The following is a 15,189-nucleotide window of genomic DNA, read 5'->3' on the forward strand; positions in this document are numbered from 1 at the left end:
ATAGATTGTTTTTAATTTAAAACAATGAGTTACTTTAAAAAAGCAAGATTATAAATGAGCACCTATATCCGGTTAACTATCAAGAGATTAGTACGTTAAGTGCTCAAATGAAGTGAGATGGAGTGATTTTTAAAGGCATCTCACGATGCCTTTTTGCATTTAGGGTTAACCGCCCTTTATAACCCAGCAGTTCAATCACCTGATTGATGCTCTCTTTACTGATGGGTTTGCGGTGGTCATTACGGCCAATAAATACCAGCGGATAATGATGGGTCAGCGGGTGGAGTTGCTTAAACGCGGTAATGACTTGAATAGAAAGGGGTACAACATGGGGGCGTTTCATTTTCATGTGCTCAGGGGGGATATGCCATAAGCCTTTATCGAGATCGAGATCCTGCCAGCGGGCAAAACGTAGTTCTTGGGTGCGAACACCGGTCAACATAATAATCCGAGTGGCAGTTTTAGTAATTATGCTGCCGGTATAGCCCGCTAAGTCTCGTAAAAAATAAGGTAACTCTGGAGCGGTGAGGAAAGGTAAATGCTGTTTCTTATGGGTTTGCAAAGCACCGGCTAAATCCGGTGCCGGATTATATTCCGCGCGTCCGGTAATAATGGCATAGCGAAATACTTCCCCGCAGCGCTGGCGTACTTTACGCATTTTCTCCAATGCGCCACGCTTTTCCATGCGTTTGAGAGTTTCCAGCAATTCCATTGGTTTAATATCAGCTATTGGGCGACGGCCAATAAAGGGGAAAATATCTTTTTCAAAGGTATCGATAATTTCTTCGCGATAACGCAATGACCAGCGATCGGCTTTATTTTTATGCCATTCTCGTGCTATTGATTCAAAGCTATTTTCCATAGCCATTTTTTGTGCCAATTTCTCTGCTTTTTTAGTCTCTCCGGGATCTGTTCCGGATGCTAAAAGCTTCTTCGCCACTTCACGTTTTTGACGTACATCGGCCAGCGATACATGGGGATAAACCCCAAAAGCAATGCGCTTCTCTTTACCGCCATAGCGGTATTTCATGCGCCAGTATTTCGCCCCACTGGCACTGATTTCGAGATACAACCCTCCCCCATCAGTCAACTTGTAGGATTTATCTTTCGGTTTTGCAGTCTCTACATGACGGGCATTGAGCTTCATTTGGGGGCATCTCTAAAATGGCAGTATTTTTATGCCCCCAATTATGCCCCCTGCATAGGGTAGAAACCAGTAGACCACGGTAGATTCAGACAGACTATTCTCGTTGTAAACATTGGATTATAAAAGGATTTATTTCCAGAGAGAGAAAGCGGGAGATAGGCTTTGGCGGAAGATCACAGGAGTCGAACCTGCCAGGGACCGCTGGCGGCCCCATCTGGATTTGAAGTCCAGCCGCCCCACCGGGGACGATGATCTTCCATTTGGAAGAATGGTGTAAGGCGGTGATTATAGCTTGTTTATTGTATGGTGCTAGCCATTCAATAAACATGATGAATAATCCCCTCAAGTAAGAGTGGGATGAGACATTATTGAGAGTACCGAATCAGTTAATAGCTCACTTCGCCATATTTATCGCGGTGTTCTTTCGGGGTAATGGAATAGCCTTTTTTGAATACCGAATAGAAGTATTGTAGCGATGGATAGCCGCACATTTGCGATATTTCATTGATAGGCAAGGAAGTGGCAGCCAATAAGTTACGCGCCCGATCAAGCTTTTCTTCATGAATTACGCCATGAATGGTCTGCCCAATGTCATCCTTAAAGCGCTTTTCCAGATTTGAGCGCGACATTCCTACCGCATCTAATACCTGCTCGACCTTAATCCCCTTACAAGCATGATGGCGAATATAATGCATCGCCTGAATCACTGCCGGATCACGTAGCGAGCGGAAATCGGTTGAGCGGCGGGCCATGACTTTAACCGGTGGCACCAGAATGCGCTGTAATGGCGCTGTCTCTTGTTGTTTCTGACGCTGATTAAGGCGTTGATGCAACAACTTAGCTGCCCGATAGCCCATCTGCCGGGTTCCCTGCACCACCGAAGAGAGTGCCACCCTCGATAAATAGCGGGTTAACTCTTCATTATCAATACCAATAACACTCAGCTTCTCGGGTACCGCAATATCCAGATGCTCGCACACTTGGAGCAAATGTCGCGCTCGCGCATCCGTCACAGCAATAATCCCGGTCTGGTGTGGTAAGGTCTGCACCCAGTCCGCCAGGCGGTTCTGGGTGTATTGCCAGTTAGCCGGCGCGGTAGCCATTCCTTGATAAACCACCCCTTGGTATTGCTCCGCCGCCACTAACTGTCGGAAAGCATATTCTCGCTCCTGCGCCCAGCGCTTATCACTGCTGGCAGGCAGTCCGTAGAAAGCAAAACGATTTAAACCCTTTTCTTTCAAGTGCATAAAAGCAGCCTCAACCAGCGCTGCATTATCCGTCGCAATATAATCGACCGGCGGATAATCTGCCGGTTGATGATAAGAACCCCCCACGCCAATAATCGGAACATCTACATTCGCCAGTAATTGCTCTATCTGCCGATCATCAAAATCGGCAATAACACCGTCACCCAGCCAATCTCGAATGTTATCGATACGGCAACGAAAATCCTCTTCAATAAAAATATCCCAATCACATTGTGAAGCTTGCAAATACTCACCGACCCCTTCCACCACTTGCCGGTCGTATACTTTGTTAGCGTTAAACAGCAAGGTTATCCGGTAGCGTTTCTCAAACATGGGAATGGCTCCTGAAATAGGTGGGATATCAAGACTCAATAAGCAGAGAGATCAACGCAGTATGGCATTGATCTCTCTGCAAAAAGATAGGGTTAAACCCGGCGTTTGGTCGCGGAATCCATCCATACAGCCAGCAACAAAATCGCACCTTTGACAATGTACTGCCAGAAAGTCGGCACATCCAGCATGCTCATCCCATTGTCGAGAGAAGCCATAATAAATGCGCCCATCACGGCACCAGCAACACTGCCGATACCCCCTGCCAGGCTGGTACCACCAATCACACAAGCTGCGATGGCATCCAATTCGGCAATATTACCCGCAGAAGGTGAACCCGCCCCCAGGCGGGAGCTAAGAATCAGACCGGCTATTGCCACCATCAATCCATTGATAGCAAATACCGCCAGTTTGGTGCGTTCTACGTTGACCCCAGATAAACGGGCTGCATCGATATTGCCGCCAATGGCGTAGATCCGGCGACCAAAAGCAGTCCGGGTAGCCATAAATATACCGGCCAGCATCAGCGCCGTAAGAATTAATACCGGGGTAGGGACACCACGATAATCATTCAATAAATATATAGCCCCAAGAACTATTACAGCAGTAATAGATTGGCGCGTAACATCTCCCTGGGGTGCCGCAACCGGCAAACCCAGCCGAATACGGTGACTACGCCGACGCCATTGCCAGGCCACAAACAACATCAGGCCAATCGCCCCGATACCAAAACCGAATCCATTAGGCAGGTAGCTTTGACCGATTTGTGACATCGCATTACTGGTTGGCGATACCGTGGTGCCGTTGGTGATACCGATTAAGATGCCACGGAAAGCCAGCATTCCGGCAAGGGTGACAATAAATGAAGGAACTTTGCGATAGGCAACCCACCAACCGTTCCATGCCCCCAGCACCAGCCCCAAGCCTAGCGTAACCACAATGGTTAACGGCAACGGCCAGCCAAGCCACACATCAAAAATCGCGGCCACACCGCCCAGCAACCCCATCATCGAACCGACCGACAGATCAATTTCCGCTGAGATAATGACAAACACCATCCCCACCGCCAAGATGCCAGTGATCGCCGTTTGGCGCAGAAGATTCGAGATATTTCTGGCGCTGAGATAGGCCCCTTCAGTGGTAAAAGTGAAAAACAGCATAATAATGGCAATAGCGGCCAACATGACAAAAACTTGCAAATTAACTGATTTTAGCCGAAATAGTGGCTTTTTAACGCCATTTTCTGGTGTATTCAGTTCAGACTGATTAGCTTGCGACATGGGTTTCACTCCTGAGTGCGGCTTCCATGACCTTTTCTTGGGTCAGGTTATGGTTAATGAGATCAGCTTTGATGCGCCCCTGATGCATGACCAACACCCGATCACTTAATCCCAAAACCTCCGGCAATTCAGAGGAAATCACAATGACCGCAATTCCCTGCTGGACCAATTGATTGATAAGTTTATAGATTTCATATTTTGCGCCGATGTCTATACCACGAGTTGGCTCATCGAGAATCAAAATTTTCGGGTTCAGTAACAGGCATTTAGCCAGAATCGCTTTTTGCTGATTACCACCGCTAAGGCGGGCAATCGCCAGCTCTGATGAAGAGGTTTTGACCTTTAACCGCGCCAGAGACTGCGCAATGGTGGATTGTTCTTTGGCATCATCCAGCATGCTAAAAGCACCGGTAAAATCATCCAAGGCCGCCAGTGTGATATTCGCGCCCACCCCCATCACCGGTACGATGCCGTCTTTTTTGCGATCTTCTGGCACCATCGCAATGCCCAGTTTCATCGCCTGCTGACACGTGTTGATGGCCACCGGTTTACCATCAATAAAAATATCTCCCTGCCAACGGCCCGGATAGACGCCGAACAGACATTGCACTGTTTCAGTTCGACCTGAGCCTACCAGCCCGGCAACACCTAGAATCTCGCCACGTTTCAACACGAAAGAGACCTCATCGACCCGGCGAATATGGCGGTTGACCGGATGCCAGGCACAGAGATTTTCCACCCGTAGAATTTCTTCGCCAATATGGTGGGCTTCATGGGGGTAAAGCTCTTTCAGTTCGCGGCCTACCATCATAGCGATAATGTCATCTTCGCTCATGGTCGCCGCCGGGCGGGTACCAATATGACGACCATCGCGGATCACACAGATATGATCGGATATCGCTTTGACTTCATTCAATTTATGCGAGATATAGATACAGGCAATACCGTGGTTTCGCAGGTCACGGATAATATCCAGCAAAATAGCGGTTTCACTTTCAGTCAGTGAGGCGGTCGGTTCATCTAATACCAGTAGCCGCACTTGTTTATTCAGCGCTTTCGCAATTTCAACGAGCTGTTGCTGCCCAAGGCCCAACTCACCGACGGGGGTGTGAGGATCGACGACCAGTTTGACCTGTGCCAACATCCGCTGGCAGCGTAAATACATGGCATCGTAATCCATAATGCCGAAGCGCCCCCATTCGGAACCGAGGAACATGTTTTCCAGCACCGACATCTGTTTCACTAACGCCAGTTCCTGATGAATTATCGCAATGCCCTTTTGCTCTGTTTCACGAATATTTTTGGCCTGTAACATTTCACCTGAAAAAAATATTTCTCCCTGATAAGAACCGGTGGAATAAATACCACATAACACTTTCATTAGTGTGGATTTTCCCGAACCGTTTTCACCGCATAACGATAATACTTGTCCGGCCTCTAATGTCAGGCTGATATTATCTACGGCTTTAACCACACCGAATTGCTTAGTAATATTTTTCATTTCTAGCAGGTAGGGCATAACCCCTCCTTAATACTGCTGATTTTATAGCATTGCGGCTACATTAAATAACGGCCATGTTAATAAATTAAATAACTGGCCGTTTATTACAAAGTCTAATCAGCAATATGCCAATCAATAAACATCTGCTTTTTTGTGGAATCCGTCGGCTATGATAGTGCTATCAATATTGCTTTTATCAACTTGAATCGGTGTTAATAAATAAGCAGGAGCATCTTTTATACCATTATTTAATTTACTGTTGGCTTTTGGTTCCTCACCTTTACCCAGGGTGACTGCAATTTCTGCCGCATCATTGGCTAATTTACTGATTGGTTTATATACGGTCATGGTTTGCGTACCCGCAACAATTCGTTTTATTGCAGCCAAATCAGCATCCTGACCGGAAATAGCTACCTTCCCTGCCAACCCTTGTGCGGCTAACGCCTGAATTGCCCCGCCAGCAGTTGCATCATTGGATGCCACCACAGCATCAATCTTGTTATTGTTGGCAGTGAGTGCATTCTCCATAATTTTCAAGGCATTTTCTGGTAACCAGGCATCAACCCACTGATCACCGACAATTTTTATTTTCCCCTCTTTTATCAGTGGATTAAGCACTGTCATTTGCCCTTGGCGGAACAACTTGGCATTGTTGTCGACGGGTGACCCCCCCATCAGGAAGTAATTGCCTTGCGGCACCCGCTCAACCAGGCTTTTCGCCTGCAACTCACCCACTTTTTCATTATCAAATGAGATATAAAAATCAATATCAGCGTTATTTATCATACGATCATACGCTAATACCTTTATCCCTTCCCGTTTAGCCTCGGCGATAACGTTACTTAATACTTGACCGTTATAGGGAATAATAACTAACACATCAACGCCGCGATTAATCATATTTTCTATTTGCGACATCTGTGTTTCTTCATTGCCATTTGCAGATTGCACAAATACTTTAGCGCCAAGTGATTCAGCTTTGTTAACAAAAATGTCGCGGTCTTTCTGCCAACGTTCCAGGCGGAGATCATCTATCGCCATACCGATTTTAATTTCTTTACTAAATCCGGGCTGGCTAATCATCACCAGAGCGGCACATGCGGAGAGTAAAATGTTCTTAAATTTCATCTTTCGGTACCTTTCTTATTGTGCAAGCAGGGTAAGAGAAACGGTAAACATCGACTGCAATAGGGATTGTTGACGCTTATTTGCACATCGGCAATTACAGATTTTCATCCGCCAATTATGTTTTTTGGTTTAATGTTAATTTTATGATAACGATCATGTTTTCTTCCTCATAAAATGCATAATTCCATTACGGGATGTTATCCGTGTAATGAATATCTAAGCATTTTTTATAATTAAGCGGTTATTTATGAGATCTACACCACAATTAATAATTCTCTGAATTTAAGTGTGAAATAACGTAATTGAGAGAATCGCTAACAACTCCGAAGATAAAAGCTCATCAGCCCGGCAAAAGCGGGGCCAGCTTCCAAGGAGTATTGCATGCAATCTTATTTTGATGAATTAGAACAAGTGCGTTACGAAGGCAGCCAGAGCGCTAACCCGCTGGCATTTCATCACTACAACCCGGATGAAATTATTCTTGGCAAGCGAATGGCCGACCACCTCCGGTTTGCGGCCTGTTATTGGCATACCTTCTGCTGGGGCGGGGCCGATATGTTTGGCGGCAATGCCTTTGATCGCCCGTGGCAGCATCCGGGGGATGCACTGGCTCTGGCAAAACGCAAAGCCGATGTCGCATTTGAATTCTTTCATAAACTGAATGTGCCTTATTACTGCTTCCATGATATCGATGTCTCGCCAGAAGGCGCGTCAATGAAAGAGTATCTTAATAATTTTGCCGTAATGACCGAGGTATTGGCCGAGAAACAAGAGAGCAGCGGCGTAAAATTATTATGGGGTACAGCTAACTGCTTTACCCATCCACGCTATGGCGCAGGGGCAGCCACTAACCCTGATCCAGAAGTCTTTAGTTGGGCTGCAACTCAAGTCTTTACTGCCATGAATGCCACCAAAAAACTCGGCGGTGAAAACTATGTGTTATGGGGCGGGCGTGAGGGCTACGAAACACTGTTAAACACCGATTTGCGCCAGGAACGCGAGCAGATTGGCCGCTTTATGCAGATGGTGGTGGAGCACAAACATAAAACCGGTTTCCAGGGCACGCTATTAATTGAACCTAAGCCACAGGAGCCCACCAAGCATCAGTACGACTATGACGTGGCTACCGTTTATGGCTTCCTCAAGCAGTTTGGGCTGGAAAAAGAGATTAAAGTGAATATTGAGGCCAACCATGCCACATTGGCGGGCCACTCGTTCCATCACGAAATCGCCAGTGCTATTGCCTTAGGTATTTTCGGTTCAGTAGATGCTAACCGTGGTGATCCACAGTTGGGCTGGGATACCGATCAGTTTCCAAACAGTGTAGAAGAGAATGCATTGGTGATGTTTGAGATCCTCAAAGCGGGTGGTTTTACTACCGGTGGGCTGAACTTTGATGCAAAAGTACGCCGCCAAAGTACCGATAAATATGACCTGTTCTATGGCCATATTGGGGCGATGGATACCATGGCGCTGGCACTGAAAGTTGCCGCCAAAATGATTGAAGATGGTCAGTTGGATCAACGCGTTGCCAAGCGCTATGCCGGTTGGAATACTGAGATGGGTCAGCAAATTCTGCAAGGTAAACTGTCGCTGGAAGAGCTGGCACGCTATGCCGAACAGCATAACCTGAACCCGCAACATCAGAGTGGTCATCAGGAGCAGTTAGAAAATCTGGTTAACCGCTATTTATTCGGCTGATGTTTAAGATGGGGCACCCGCTGCCCCAATCTCACCTATAAGGAAGGTATATGTACCTTGGCATCGACTTGGGCACCTCCGGCGTCAAAGCAATTCTACTGGCCGAAAACGGGCAAGTAGTTGCGAGCCAAAGTGCCGCTTTATCCGTCTCGCGCCCACGCCCGTTGTGGTCGGAACAAAACCCGGCTGACTGGTGGCAGGCAACCGATCAGGCCATGCAGGCTCTGGCCGCAGCACATGATTTGCAGCAGGTAAAAGCCCTTGGGTTAACCGGGCAAATGCACGGCGCAACCTTACTGGATAAACAACATCAGGTGCTGCGCCCAGCCATTCTATGGAATGATGGCCGCAGTTTCGCCCAATGTCAGGCACTGGAGCAAGCAGTACCCGAGTCGCGCCAGATTACAGGTAATCTAATGATGCCCGGGTTTACCGCACCAAAACTGAAATGGCTGGCTGAGCATGAGCCAGATATTTTTAGTCGTATTGATAAGGTACTGTTACCAAAAGATTATCTTCGCTTTCTGATCAGTGGTGATTTCGCCAGCGATATGTCCGATGCCGCCGGTACTATGTGGCTGGATGTCGCGCAGCGTGACTGGAGTGATGAGATGCTGGCCGCCTGCGGTTTAAACCGCCAGCACATGCCAGCACTGTTTGAAGGCAGCCAGATTACCGGCCATGTCAGTACAGCTATTGCCCACCGCTGGGGTATCAACACCATACCGGTAGTGGCCGGAGGTGGTGATAATGCTGCCGGTGCTATTGGTGTTGGTCTGTATCAGACCGGACAGGCGATGTTGTCGCTGGGTACCTCCGGCGTCTATTTTGCCGTCAGTGACGGCTTTCTCAGCAACCCCGCCAGCGCAGTTCATAGTTTTTGCCATGCATTACCAAATACCTGGCACCTGATGTCAGTGATGCTAAGTGCCGCATCCTGTCTTGACTGGGCTTGCCAACTCACCGGCGTCGATAATGTTCCTGCACTGATAGCAGAAGTGGAAAAAGCACCGCCAGCGGCTACCCCGGTATGGTTCTTACCCTACCTTTCTGGCGAACGGACGCCCCATAATAACCCTAATGCTAAAGGGGCATTCTGGGGCTTTACCCACCAACATGGCAGGGCAGATTTAGCCCGTGCGGTGTTAGAAGGGGTGGGATTTGCTTTAGCTGATGGGATGGACGCGGTGCATGCCAGCGGATTGCAGCCGACATCAGTCACATTGATTGGCGGGGGGGCTCGCAGTGCCTATTGGCGGCAAATGTTGGCTGATATCAGTGGCCAAACGCTGGAATATCGTACCGGGGGGGATATCGGCCCAGCGTTGGGCGCAGCCCGGTTGGCTCAAATTGCACTGAACCCAGAAACGCCATTAGCAGACTTATTACCTGAACTGATATTGGAACAAACCCATTTACCTGATACCGATCGCCATCACTATTACACTGCTCAACGGACAATCTTCAAAAAGCTCTATCAGCAATTACTGCCGTTATGTGAGTAAATAACACCTCAGGGCTGGCGAGTAATATCCCTCAGCCCTGAGCGTATTAGTAATAGTTGATTTTCACGATGGCTGTGGCATCAAATTGACCTAATTTCACTGATTGCCCGGCAATAGCATTCAGGCTGGCAGTATAATTTTTTGTCACCTGAGTCACATCGTTCAACTGCGCGAACTCGTTATAACGGTTATATACAATCGCCTGACTGGCATCATTATAAATCGTCAATTTCGTGCCGTTTTGCATATCAATGGCATTATCACCCACTAACGGATTCGTGGTTGAGAACTGCGCCTGAATAGAAAAATTGGACAAGCAACCTTGTTTGACTGCGGTAATGGAAAACGGCTGACTAATATTATTGCCGCTATTTTGTAGTAGCGCTTTATTGAATACGCCAAAATTCACGATTTGTGATTCTGGATATACCACCAAGTCCGCACCGCAGGCAATAAACCGTACTCCCGTTAACCCTGATAAGGCATAACGCAAGTTCTTTGCCCCAGGGGTCAGATTCAGCCCAGTTGAACCATCAAGTTGGAATACCGTGAAGTTATCTGCACCCACATAATAACCGCTCGAAGGTGGGTTACCGGTCACTTTAATATATAGCCGGAAAGTCACCGTAACGGTAACATTTTGCCCTTTAGCTATCGGAGAGGAATTGGTATTTAAACGGGCCGCGTTAGTTTCTAAATCCTGCCCATTATAACTGACACCTAATTGCAACCCCTGCCCCAACGATTGATGTAGCGGGTTAAAATAGAACCACACTTGGTCAATCGTCGAGCCTAATACGTTATCGCAATAGGCTGTAACAGTAATATCGTTCGATTCCCAGACTTTCGTCCCTGCCGCAACGTTCGATGGTATCGCTAATTGCCCGATAGGTATTGCAGGTTTAATCACAATACCGGTTCCCTTTTCAACACAATCAAGGGCATAGGCCGCCTGCGATAACAGCAGCGCCACCAATAAAATAACTACCGAGCCACCCATCCGGCCCATTTTATTTAACATAGCATGAGTCATTGTCATTCCTTTACCGGTACCGGAAGGCTGCGCGCATTACTTTTTCTTTTCCGCAGGTTGAATTTGGCAATCAACAGCCGAGCAGTTAAAAATACGGATGACCATGCCACCAAAATCATCCATATAACCAATGCTATAACGACTGCCACTATAACCTGGCGTCTTGGCAATCTCAGTACCAAAAGGCGCGATCATTAGGCTATCGAAACCGGGGAAATTACCGCGATTATCCTGGCTTAAATACCCTAACGTGATGTAATACGGTGTCGGGTTATGAATTTTCAGGCTTTCACCTTGCTTACTAATCTGTAATTTTTCCTGCCAGATCTCGTTATAATCTGCTTTTATCGCCGTAGGGCGGTAAAATAGCTTCACTCTATTTTGAATCGCAATTTGTACCACGTTGGTCATTTCACTTTTTGGTGGCACTTCCCGCACGTTGAAATAGAATAGCGTCTCGCGATCTGTAGCTAATTTATCAGCATCAGGCAGTTTCATAATGCGCACCTGACTTTTTTGGCCGGCATTAATCCGCTGCATTGGCGGCAAAGCAACCAATGGGTTATCTACTTTCTGGCCAGCGGCATTTTCTAACCATGATTGTGCTAAATAAGGTGATGTTTTACTCTGATTTTGCAAAATAACACTGGCTGATTTATCGCTGCTGTTGAAGATAATCCGTGTCCGGTCAAGATTAATCGCCGCCTCACTGACCATAGTGGTAAGCAATAAGGCAATCCCTACTATGGCATTATTTATCTGCTGGTTCTTCCTAACCAGCATCATGTTATTAAGGTCTTTCATTTTCTGTTCCGCTCTAAATTAGATCGTTATGCTGTGAATAACTGCTTTAAGTAAGCAACAGTTTTGGGTAAAAAATAATTTACGGTCAATAATAGTTTTCGGTCAATAAACTATTTTAATTAATATTTTTCCATATTGCTGCCTAACCTACTGACAAGGAAGTAGAATTTTCCCTGAACTCATGCCGTTATTTTCCGGCAATACTATCTTGCACTGCTTTTTGCCCCACTGAACCGTCAGTTTCCCGGCATCTTCTAAGCCAGCCAAATAGGCCAAGCCACTTTCGCCTAAAATACCTACCTCAGCTCCGGTTTTATCAGCAATAACCGATGACCCAAGTGGTGGGAAACTACCGTCATTGAGGCGGATTATGGCCATAATTTGCTGACCTTTTACTGCCCTAATTTCACGGTAACCAATAGCACCTTCGGTGAGGGTTTTTTGAATAACAGTATTATAGACTTCAATATCTTCCGGCAGGCTTTGCACATCAACCCGAACGTCTGACTGCTGATAACTGGTAACGCCATTTACCACTGCCACACCAAACCGATTGGTAATCGCCGAATTATTATTCAATGACACACCTGAAACATCGCCGGTATCAATCATTATTCTTGGCTCATTACCCGATTTATTCTGGTGAGCTGAAACACCCTTCGCAGTCGCGGTTATCGAGCCATACCAGTTGGTATTCAACGAGTTATATTCATTATTTTTATGGCTGGCATCAACACCAAACTCACCATAAGGGGAGCTATGCTGATAGCCGCCACGGAACACGCCATTGCCTTGCTGTATTTCAGGGCTGGCGCCCCCGGCGCTGACACGCCAGATATTCCTCGGGTCCTGGCTGTTGAAATAGGAGATATTCTGCGAGTAGCCGTTGTTCTTATCACGTTGCGCGTCATAACTGACCTGCTGCCCAACACCAATCGGGACGCTGAATGAGAAGAACACCTGATTTTCGCTTTCATACTGGTATTTCACTTTATTGGCAGAGATTGTCGTCGAAATGCCTTTAAAAGAGCCAATATCAAATATTTTGCTGACAGAAACACCGTAATTATTACTGGATACATCATTCCAGTAAGTTTTATGGGTAGCAGATAAGTACATAGTGATATCCGGCCAGGCCAAATATTGGTTCGCGGTCACGGTGTATGTTTGCTTATCATTTTGTAGATAATTATTGCCATTTAGCCGATCCAAGTACTGGCTCATGCTCATAAAGTTCTTTTCGGAAAAACGGTATCCGGCAAAGGTAATCTGGCTATTAGTCTGGTCAAAACGCTTGGAATAGTTAACCCGGTAGCTTTCACCGCTCTGCTTCCCTTCATGCGGTAACTGAGAGCGGGAATGTGTAACATCGACAGACAGCGCGCCGAAATCATGTAAGTTTTGCCCAGCACCCATGGCTATCGCGGTGTAGTCCTGTGACGTCGCAATCACTCCGCCATACAAGGAAACATCATTAAATGCCCCCCATGAAAACTCACCATTAAAGAAAGTCGGATCACTCACCGCGTTATTGCTGCCCTGCATCGGACGGCCCAAAGCCGTTTTATAGCGGATGGCGCCTTTGCGGGTTAAAAATGGTACGGTTGCGGCGCTAACCTGGAAAGTGGTTACACGACCATCTTCCTCTTCCACGCGGACATCAATATTGCCCTGTACCGCCTCACTAATATCCTGAATAACAAACGGCCCCGGAGCAACGTTGGTTTGGTAAAGGGTACGGCCATTCTGGCTCAGAATGACTCTGGCATTGGTGCGAGCAATGCCGATCACTTGCGGTGCATAGCCACGCAGTGTCGGTGGCAACATCCGCTCATCACTGGAAAGTGATGCCCCCAGAAAACGAAATGAATCGAAAATACTGGAGCTGAGATAGGTTTGACCACCAATAAATTTAGCCCCTATCGCTGGGATAGCCCGAAATGCATACACTTGTGACCAGTCAAAATTACTGTAGTGCGAGCCTTCTGTTTCATTATTGATATATTGGTAATCAGCACGGATACGCCATGGCCCCATATTGGCGCCCGCAGTTCCGTAGCTGCTAAAATTAGTGCTACTACTACCACTTTTCGGCGCATAACGATTACCAAACAGGTTGTAATCCAATATAGCGCCAGGAATACCATCATCCCATTGAGAAGGCGGCACCCAATTAGGATCACTGTAAGCTAACCATGCTTGTGGAATAGAGATAATTAAATATTGTTTTTCTTTATCGTAATTTGCCGTAATCTCTTCTTTTTGATCAATAGAGACACACTTGCCATCATTCCATAATGTCAGCGACTCACGCACAGCCGGAGCTAACCCCAGCAGATCAACTAAATCTGGTGACAGGCATAATTTAGTTAATTTCCCATCATCGACAGGTAAATAGGGTACCAGGTAGCGCTCAGGTAACAGCCGGCCATTAATCAGGACATCAAGCAGATAATCACCCGGAGGGGTATAATCATCAACCTCAAAACGAGACAGATCGATATTACTGCGATCTTTTGCATCGATAATATTGGTATTAAACTCTACTGCTGCAGCCATTCCAGGCAATAATAAACTTAAACCTGCCAATGTTAATATTTGCACCATTCGAAAGATCATTTCTTTTCTTCTAGATTTATATTGCATAAATAAATCACTGTCTTATGGCAAAGTATTAATAAAGGGGAGTCTCCTCCCCTTAAATTGAAGCTACATACGCCGCTGTAACGTCAAATAAGCAGGGTATGACCCAAAGTAATTGGTGTTTCAGCAAAGCAGCAAACAAGTGCCGCTAATGCTGCTGCAACGCCAAGTACGAAGGATAGTTTTATTTATAGTTCAGCGCGTAAGTAGCCTGGGACACGATAGTACCGGTTGTTACAGGTGCGCCAGTTGCTTCAACGCGAGCTGCGAATACTATCTGATTCGGGCCAGTTACCAGATTAACATCAGCACCGGTATCACCCACTTTCAGCAATGCGCCGTTAGTGTCGATCAGACGAATACCTGCACCACCTGCGCTACCGGTGTTTGCCAGCAATGCTGGAGAGGTTGCATCAGAAACGCCGCCGAAAGTTACGGTAACTTTAGACATTGCAGGGTAAGTTACTGAACCTGCTGTTTGTTCAGTCAGATCACAATCTTGCAGGTCAATGTTGTACTGAACGTTCTGAGAATATTTATTACCGGTTTCCAGTAATTTATTCGCTACCTGACCCATATCTACGCTGATATCAGTAGAGTTCGGCGCGATAGAGCATGGTGCATTAATAACAGTACCGGTAAAATGAATACGGCCATTACCTTCATCTGCAGCAAATGCTTGGGAAATGAAAGCAGAAGATGCCAACGCAATAATCAATGCACTTTTCTTAAAATTAGACATATTAAAAAACCTTTATTTAGACACCATATTTAAAGAATACGCTGATGGAATACCATCAACGGCTCACGTCATTACCGATGGCTATAACAACGATAAAATAAATAAAAACATGAAAGTAAAAATGCAAT

Annotated in this window: 11 protein-coding genes and 1 tRNA gene; 2 read left to right on the forward strand and 10 right to left on the reverse strand. The window is 46.5% G+C overall.

All coding sequences use genetic code 11. The features are described from left to right. Positions 1 to 103: 103 nt before the first annotated feature. The 6 genes from V2A85_RS16245 to xylF all read right to left on the reverse strand — a co-directional run bounded on the left by V2A85_RS16245 (position 104) and on the right by xylF (position 6,633). The gene (locus V2A85_RS16245) at positions 104 to 1,147 is read right to left on the reverse strand and encodes a tyrosine-type recombinase/integrase (RefSeq protein ID WP_420071840.1); all 1,044 of its coding nucleotides are present in this window, start codon (positions 1,145 to 1,147) and stop codon (positions 104 to 106) included. Between the two features lie 163 nt (positions 1,148 to 1,310). Then, positions 1,311 to 1,405 (reverse strand) — tRNA-Sec (locus tag V2A85_RS16250). A 128-nt stretch (positions 1,406 to 1,533) separates the two neighbouring features. Continuing rightward, positions 1,534 to 2,727 carry a D-xylose utilization transcriptional activator XylR gene (xylR, locus tag V2A85_RS16255; protein WP_083161429.1) on the reverse strand — a complete coding sequence of 398 codons (1,194 nt, stop codon included), beginning with the start codon at positions 2,725 to 2,727 and terminating at the stop codon, positions 1,534 to 1,536. Positions 2,728 to 2,819: 92 nt separating this feature from the next. Next, positions 2,820 to 4,004 (reverse strand): xylose ABC transporter permease XylH, encoded by a 1,185-nt coding sequence (gene xylH / locus V2A85_RS16260; protein ID WP_083161431.1) that lies wholly within the window; start codon positions 4,002 to 4,004, stop codon positions 2,820 to 2,822. Further along, positions 3,991 to 5,523: a xylose ABC transporter ATP-binding protein gene (locus V2A85_RS16265; protein ID WP_420071841.1), complete on the reverse strand. Its 1,533-nt coding sequence runs from the start codon at positions 5,521 to 5,523 to the stop codon at positions 3,991 to 3,993. Before V2A85_RS16265 ends, xylH begins: the two co-directional genes overlap by 14 nt. A 114-nt stretch (positions 5,524 to 5,637) precedes the next feature. Next, a complete protein-coding gene (gene xylF / locus V2A85_RS16270; RefSeq protein WP_420071842.1) occupies positions 5,638 to 6,633 on the reverse strand; it encodes a D-xylose ABC transporter substrate-binding protein in 996 nt (331 codons plus the stop codon). 381 nt (positions 6,634 to 7,014) lie between these two features. Here xylF and xylA point away from each other — a divergent pair, with 381 nt between their 5' ends. Together xylA and xylB are read left to right on the forward strand one after the other, a co-directional pair. Next, positions 7,015 to 8,334 (forward strand): xylose isomerase, encoded by a 1,320-nt coding sequence (xylA, locus tag V2A85_RS16275; protein ID WP_420071843.1) that lies wholly within the window; start codon positions 7,015 to 7,017, stop codon positions 8,332 to 8,334. A 50-nt stretch (positions 8,335 to 8,384) separates the two neighbouring features. Then, the gene (xylB, locus tag V2A85_RS16280) at positions 8,385 to 9,839 is read left to right on the forward strand and encodes a xylulokinase (protein WP_420071844.1); all 1,455 of its coding nucleotides are present in this window, start codon (positions 8,385 to 8,387) and stop codon (positions 9,837 to 9,839) included. 46 nt (positions 9,840 to 9,885) lie between these two features. On the opposite strand, the gene V2A85_RS16285 is transcribed toward xylB, so the two are convergent. The 4 genes from V2A85_RS16285 to V2A85_RS16300 form a co-directional block, all read right to left on the reverse strand. Beyond that, a complete protein-coding gene (locus V2A85_RS16285) occupies positions 9,886 to 10,872 on the reverse strand; it encodes a fimbrial protein (RefSeq protein WP_420071845.1) in 987 nt (328 codons plus the stop codon). Between the two features lie 36 nt (positions 10,873 to 10,908). Then, positions 10,909 to 11,676 carry a molecular chaperone gene (locus V2A85_RS16290; RefSeq protein WP_420071846.1) on the reverse strand — a complete coding sequence of 256 codons (768 nt, stop codon included), beginning with the start codon at positions 11,674 to 11,676 and terminating at the stop codon, positions 10,909 to 10,911. A gap of 147 nt (positions 11,677 to 11,823) precedes the next feature. Then, positions 11,824 to 14,283 carry a fimbria/pilus outer membrane usher protein gene (locus V2A85_RS16295; protein WP_420071847.1) on the reverse strand — a complete coding sequence of 820 codons (2,460 nt, stop codon included), beginning with the start codon at positions 14,281 to 14,283 and terminating at the stop codon, positions 11,824 to 11,826. A 220-nt stretch (positions 14,284 to 14,503) separates the two neighbouring features. Continuing rightward, entirely contained in the window at positions 14,504 to 15,061 is a 558-nt protein-coding gene (locus tag V2A85_RS16300; RefSeq protein WP_083161443.1) for a fimbrial protein, read from the reverse strand. Between the last annotated feature and the right edge of the window lie 128 nt (positions 15,062 to 15,189).

Source organism: Yersinia sp. 1252 StPb PI (genome assembly GCF_048593885.1).
In the GTDB taxonomy this organism is placed as follows: Bacteria; Pseudomonadota; Gammaproteobacteria; order Enterobacterales; family Enterobacteriaceae; genus Yersinia; species Yersinia enterocolitica_E.

Coding starts and splice junctions, on each gene's coding strand:
- V2A85_RS16265 (WP_420071841.1), bottom strand. CDS start 5,523: ATGCCCTACCTGCTAGAAATGAAAAATATTACTAAGCAATTCGGTGTG.
- xylA (WP_420071843.1), top strand. CDS start 7,015: ATGCAATCTTATTTTGATGAATTAGAACAAGTGCGTTACGAAGGCAGC.
- V2A85_RS16300 (WP_083161443.1), bottom strand. CDS start 15,061: ATGTCTAATTTTAAGAAAAGTGCATTGATTATTGCGTTGGCATCTTCT.
- V2A85_RS16295 (WP_420071847.1), bottom strand. CDS start 14,283: ATGGTGCAAATATTAACATTGGCAGGTTTAAGTTTATTATTGCCTGGA.
- xylF (WP_420071842.1), bottom strand. CDS start 6,633: ATGAAATTTAAGAACATTTTACTCTCCGCATGTGCCGCTCTGGTGATG.
- xylR (WP_083161429.1), bottom strand. CDS start 2,727: ATGTTTGAGAAACGCTACCGGATAACCTTGCTGTTTAACGCTAACAAA.
- xylB (WP_420071844.1), top strand. CDS start 8,385: ATGTACCTTGGCATCGACTTGGGCACCTCCGGCGTCAAAGCAATTCTA.
- V2A85_RS16245 (WP_420071840.1), bottom strand. CDS start 1,147: ATGAAGCTCAATGCCCGTCATGTAGAGACTGCAAAACCGAAAGATAAA.
- xylH (WP_083161431.1), bottom strand. CDS start 4,004: ATGTCGCAAGCTAATCAGTCTGAACTGAATACACCAGAAAATGGCGTT.
- V2A85_RS16290 (WP_420071846.1), bottom strand. CDS start 11,676: ATGAAAGACCTTAATAACATGATGCTGGTTAGGAAGAACCAGCAGATA.
- V2A85_RS16285 (WP_420071845.1), bottom strand. CDS start 10,872: ATGACTCATGCTATGTTAAATAAAATGGGCCGGATGGGTGGCTCGGTA.